This window comes from Thauera phenylacetica B4P (assembly GCF_000310225.1).
Classification (GTDB): Bacteria; Pseudomonadota; Gammaproteobacteria; order Burkholderiales; family Rhodocyclaceae; genus Thauera; species Thauera phenylacetica.
The window spans coordinates 1-1,985 of the sequence record NZ_AMXF01000406.1; the positions used below are offsets into that span (position 1 = coordinate 1).

Sequence of the window (1,985 nt, forward strand, 5' to 3'; positions counted from 1 at the left end):
GCCGCCGCGCGCACGGCGCACGGCCTCGCGCCAGCGCGGCGGCGTCTGCGGCGCCTCGGCGAGGGGGCGGAAGCCGCCGTCCTCGTGGTCGCCGCGGGTCAGGCCGGCGAGCAGCCAGCCGACGCTGTCGGCGTTGCGGAAGTAGCTGAAGTGATCGACGCGCGCGCCACGGTCGAGGCGGAAGCGCGCGCCGCCGTCGGGGCGGCGCAGGCCGCCGGACATCGAGCCGGTGTTGACCACGAGGTCGTGGTCGGCGCCGTAGAACCAGTCGGTCACGAGCAGCTTGAGCTTCTGCCACACCGTGTCACCCTCGGCGTCGCCGGCGATCACGCTGAGGTCGGCGGCGGTGACGAGGTCGGGGTGGTGCAGCAGCCGGGTCAGCGCCGAGCCGGGCATCATCGCCTCCAGCCCGGGCAGGGTGCGCGGGTCGGTGCGTTCCTTCACCACCGCGAGCAGGAAGTCGAGGCCGTCGGCGAACAGGCCGCCGCCGAGCGCGCGCCCGGCGAGGAAGTCGAGCATCGACAGCCAGCGGTCGAGGCGGCCGGACGCGAGCGTGGTGCCGCGCGCCGGGCACGCGGCGCGCACGAAGCGGGTGACCCGGACCTTGCGCTCGACCAGCAGCTCGACGAGCTCGGCGAGCGCCGCGCGGTCGGCATCGTAGGCGTGGTCGCGCGCCTTCGCCTCCTTGGGCGACAGCGGCTGCAGGCCGAGCTGCTCGGCGATCGTGCGGTCGGCGGCGAACAGGGACTGCAGTCCCTCGGCGTCGAGCAGGCGGCGCACCGCCTCGCACTGGCCGAGGCAGAGCAGCTCGCCGATCAGGCCGCCGCGCGAGTGGCTGACCACGTGCAGCTCGGCGTCCTGCGGCAGGCGGCGCGCGAGCGCGAGCGCGTTCGAAACCGGGCTCTCGGTGAGGCTGCGGTGTTCGAGGGCGAAGGCGCGCTCGCCGTAGGCGGCGGCGAGACGGGTGCGGGCGGCCGCACCGGCGGCGTTGCCCGCATCCCACAGCTTGCCGAAGCTGCCCTCGCAGCTCGACGCCGTGCCGTGCAGGAAGACCAGCAGCGGCCCGCCGCCGGGCAGCTTCGCGTCCGCGGCGAGCGGGGCGAGGGCGAAGCGGTCGGCGAGGCTCGCACGGTGCAGGCCGGGGGCGAGGGGTTTGAGCTGGCGCTCCTCGAAGTGCTCGCCGAGCTTGCGCGCGGCGCCTTCCTTGACGCGCACGCCGAAGAACTCGAGCACGCGCACGCCCAGCCCGAGCAGGCCGCGCTCGGCCGTGGCCGCGTTGGCCGAGGGGGCCAGCGCGTCGATCTCCCAGGCGTCGCCGCCGTCGCGGGCGCGGCTACGGCGGCCGTGCTCGCGCACCAGGGCGTCGGCGCGGGTCCACAGCACGAAGCCGTTGTCGAGCTCGACCCGGACCACCTCGTCGCCGGCGACCTCGAGCTCGCCGCTCACGCCGTCGCGTGCGCGGCCGGGGATCAGCGTGCGCCTGGATGCGACCGCAACCAGGCCGTCGTCGGGCGTGGCTTGCGCTGCAGCGGGTGTATCCGGTGAGGTGGGTGCGGTCGGCGCGATGCGGCCGCGCAGGCGGAAACGCGGGATGCTCATGAGGGTTCTCCGCTGGATGTTCGGATTGCGGGCCTGCCGCGCCCGGCTCGCTTCAGGCTAGTCCAGCATCGGGGCGCCTGCCAGCGGGATCGTGTGCCTGCAGGTCGCGGGGGTCGATGTGGAGGACGTGGCCGCGGTGGCGGCTCACCTCCTCGACCATGTGCGCGGTGCCCCCGGCGCCGTCGCCGCGGCGCCCGTCCCACAGGCACAGCAGCCAGACGCGGTCGCCGCCGCAGGCGAGGGCGGTGTCGAGCAGCCAGCGGTTGCAGCGCTCGAAGGGGTTGTCGGCCGCCTCGGCGACGGCGGCTGCGGGCGGCATGGCGCGCGGCGGGCTGGCGAGGCGGGCGGCCACCGTGCGGTAGCGCGCCACCCACTGCTCGCCCTCG

General features: G+C 75.8%; 1 protein-coding gene and 1 pseudogene. Both read right to left on the reverse strand.

Annotation, left to right across the window (positions count from 1 at the left end):
* Nucleotides 1-1,599 (reverse strand): DUF7379 domain-containing protein (locus C667_RS22505; RefSeq protein WP_004386924.1); only part of this gene is annotated, 1,599 nt, incomplete at its 3' end.
* 52 nt (nt 1,600-1,651) lie between these two features.
* Nucleotides 1,652-1,985: pseudogene (locus C667_RS22510) on the reverse strand (hypothetical protein); the annotation flags it as partial.